The 3,240-nt window shown below is 62.7% G+C and carries 4 protein-coding genes and 1 pseudogene; 3 read left to right on the top strand and 2 right to left on the bottom strand.

Going from position 1 to position 3,240, the window contains the following annotated elements; translation table 11 throughout:
• The 3 genes from FHR94_RS19320 to FHR94_RS19330 form a co-directional block, all read left to right on the top strand.
• A partial coding sequence (locus tag FHR94_RS19320; RefSeq protein ID WP_183328381.1) for a TSUP family transporter occupies nucleotides 1-322 on the top strand: 322 nt, incomplete at its 5' end.
• A gap of 8 nt (nucleotides 323-330) precedes the next feature.
• Nucleotides 331-756, top strand: a complete 426-nt coding sequence (locus tag FHR94_RS19325) for a hypothetical protein (RefSeq protein ID WP_246390091.1) — start codon at nucleotides 331-333, stop codon at nucleotides 754-756.
• Between the two features lie 156 nt (nucleotides 757-912).
• Entirely contained in the window at nucleotides 913-2,661 is a 1,749-nt protein-coding gene (locus tag FHR94_RS19330; RefSeq protein WP_183328383.1) for an ABC transporter substrate-binding protein, read from the top strand.
• A gap of 25 nt (nucleotides 2,662-2,686) precedes the next feature.
• Here the strand turns inward: FHR94_RS19330 and FHR94_RS19335 are convergent, their stop codons facing one another.
• Together FHR94_RS19335 and FHR94_RS19785 are read right to left on the bottom strand one after the other, a co-directional pair.
• A complete protein-coding gene (locus FHR94_RS19335; RefSeq protein ID WP_246390093.1) occupies nucleotides 2,687-2,929 on the bottom strand; it encodes an SDR family oxidoreductase in 243 nt (80 codons plus the stop codon).
• 179 nt (nucleotides 2,930-3,108) lie between these two features.
• A pseudogene (locus tag FHR94_RS19785) lies at nucleotides 3,109-3,240 on the bottom strand (succinyl-CoA--3-ketoacid-CoA transferase); the annotation flags it as partial.

The raw sequence follows: 3,240 nt of genomic DNA on the forward strand, positions 1-3,240 counted from the left end.
CACCAGCTTCATCGCCCATGCCGGGGGACCGCCGCTGAACTTCTACCTGCTCCAGTGTCGGCTCTCCAAGGAACAGTTCCTGGGAACCGCCGTGGTCTTCCTGGCCGCCACCAACCTCGTCAAGCTGGTGCCCTACGGTCTGCTCGGCCTGCTCAGCGTCGAGAACCTGACGGTGGCCCTGCTGCTGATTCCCGTCGCCTGGCTCGGGGTACGCCTGGGGCTCGTGATCCAGAAGCGTCTGAGTGGGGAGCTGTTCTTCCAGTTGATCCTCGGCCTGCTGATCCTGCTAGGCATCCGGCTGATCATCGATGGGGCAGGGTGATGGTGGCGATGACCGACGATCCGGACGAGCGGTATCTGGAGGGACCCTACGACACTCTCTCGGCGACCCCCAGGCTGAAGCTCTCCACGACCGAGCTTGCGCGCTTCATCGACTTCATCGAGAAATTCGAGGAGGAGACGGAGCAGTCGCTCTCCATGAGCCCGGGGTATCGGGAGATGCGCATGATGCTCCATGTCATGCGCAACCACCTGGCGGGACGGCTCACGACGCCCACCTCGCTGGCCGATGCCTCGGGGCTGACCTACGGCACCGCCAAGAGGGGGATCGAGAGCCTTATCAAGCGAGGGCTGATCCTGTCGCGCCCCCGGACGAAGTCGGGCAAGACCGTATCGCTGCATCCCTCACCGGCGATGATCGCGGAGTGGGAGGCCTATGCCGGCAAGATCAGGGCCTTGCCATCCAGAAATGTCTGAGTGGTCAGCTGTTCTTCTGATTCATCCTCACGTTGCTGATCCTGCTGATCCTGCTGTGCCTTCGACTGATCGTCGATGGAGCAGGGTGATGGTTACTCGGCGGGGAGGCGGGGGGTAATTTTGACACCAGGCCCGTTACCGACCCCCGAGGTGGACATGACCGATTATCTGGATGAGCGCCATCTAGAGGGCCCCTACGACATCCTCTCGGCGACCCCTAGGCCGAAGCTCTCAACGACCGAGCTTGCCCGCTTCATCGACTTCATCGAGAAATTCGAGGAGGAGACGGAGCGGTCGCTCTCCATAAGCCCGGGGTATCGGGAGATGCGCATGATGCTCCATGTCATGCGCAACCACCTGGTGGGACGGCTCACGACGCCCACCTCGCTGGCCGATGCCTCGGGGCTGTCCTACGGTACCGCCAAGCGGGGGATCGAGAGTCTTCTCGAGCGCGGGCTGCTCCTGTCGCGCCCCCGGACGAAGTCGGGCAAGACCGTATCGCTGCATCCCTCAACGGCGATGATCGAGGAGTGGGAGGCCTATGCCGGCAGGATCAGGGCCTTGCTATCGACCTGCGACAGCCAGGCCTTGCGGGATGACGCCTACCCGCCGAACCGGGTAATCTCGCCGCCTGCGGTGCTGTCGACGCGCCTCGAGATGAAGGGTGGCCTGCGGGTCCTGAGCCATGCCGACCCCACCTTCATGGCGATGCACAACCTCAAGCAGCAACTGGAATCGATCTTCGGCCTGCCGATCAAGAACCAGGCCAGGTCGATCGACGACCTGCGCGAGGAGATCCTCGATAACGCCCGCCTGGCGCATTCCCGCTATGACATCGTCGCCTGCGATCTGCCCTGGTTCGGGGAGCTGGCGTCCGAGGGCATGCTGCTGCCGCTGGATCCCTTCCTTGAGCGAGATGGTCATGACCTGTCCGATTTCCACCCCGTGGCCATCCAGAGCGCGCAGTATGCCGATCGGCAGTATGGTATCCCGGTGCAGACGACCCCCGAGCTGCTGTGCTACCGGACCGATATCCTCGAGCGCGCACAGCTGTCGCCTCCGACGACCACCGAAGAGCTGACCAAGGTCGCCAGGCGGCTGCATAATCCTGCCAAAGAGCAGTATGGCATCGCCTGGAATGCGGCCCGGGGCACGCCGCTGGGGCATACCTTCACCTTCCTGATGGCGAAGTTCGGCCAGCCGATCATTAATATGCGTCGAACCCGGGACGGTTATGACTTCCAGCACGTGTCGGGGGAAGAATATCGGCCGATGTTTCTGTCGGATGCGGCCTTCCGCGCCTGCGAGTACATGCTGGATATCCTCAAGTATTCGCCGCCGAACATCCTCGACATGGCCTGGTACGAGCGTGCCCAGTCCTATGCCTCGGGCCAGTCCTGCATGGCCTACTGCTATACGTTGCTCGCCCCCCTGATCGAGCTCGACCGAACGTCGCCGGCCTGGGGCAACACGGGCTACCTGCCACATCCTACCGGCAGCCACGGACGTCCCATCACCCCGGTCGGGGGCTATGCGCTGGCCATTCCGTCCAACCTGACCGAAGAGCGTGTGGAGGCGGCCTGGTGTGCCCTGAAGTCGCTGACTTCCGCCAGCCTGTCGAAGCTCTATATCATGAATGGCGGCCTGGCCACACCACGCTTCAGCGTCAGTCGTGACCCGGAGGTCGCCTCCCTGTCGCCGCTCATCGACATCGTGGACCGGATGGCCAGGGAGAACATCCTGCAGGTCTGGCCACGCCCCCCGGTGCCGGGCATCACCGATATCATCGGCATCGCCGGCAACGAGGTGTTCGAGGTGCTGGACGGCCGCCGCTCGATCAAGAAGGCCCTGTCCATGGCGCAGGACAGGGCCGATCGGGTGATGCGTGACAAGGGATGCTACTGAGCCACCCGCCGGGTGGCCGGTGGCGTCACTGCATGATCATGCCGCCATCGATCATCAGCAGCTGGCCGGTCACGTAGTCCGATTCCGGGCTGGCCAGGAAACTGGCCGTACCGACGACATCCTCCGGATAGGAGTAGCGCTTCATCAGGATCATCTTCTCGGCGAGCTCGTCCATGGACTGGCCTTGCTTGTCGAACTTGCCGATGCTGACCAGGTCCTTGTTGAGCTGCTCCCACAGTTCGGTGCCTACGTGGTGACTAACCTGCATGCCAGCCCGCAATCGCTCTACGATAGTCGCTATTCCTCGCGCGGCGACATGGAGAATCGATCAAAAAGAGACCGATTCTCGCTCAATCCACCATGAAGAGCTCGCCGACTCACCCGGTAGGTCAAATTCGCGGTGCTGATGTAATATGCTGGCTAGCGCAGTAGCTTGTCGACACTCTCTCAGGCCTCGAAGGTCATCTCCGGAACATGGTCGGGAACGACCAGTGTACCGGCAGTCAGCGCCTTGATCTCGTCGACGGTGACGCCGGGGGCACGCTCCTTGAGATGGAAGGCGCCATTCTCGATCTCCAG

This window comes from Halomonas cerina, from assembly GCF_014192215.1.
Classification (GTDB): domain Bacteria; phylum Pseudomonadota; class Gammaproteobacteria; order Pseudomonadales; family Halomonadaceae; genus Halomonas; species Halomonas cerina.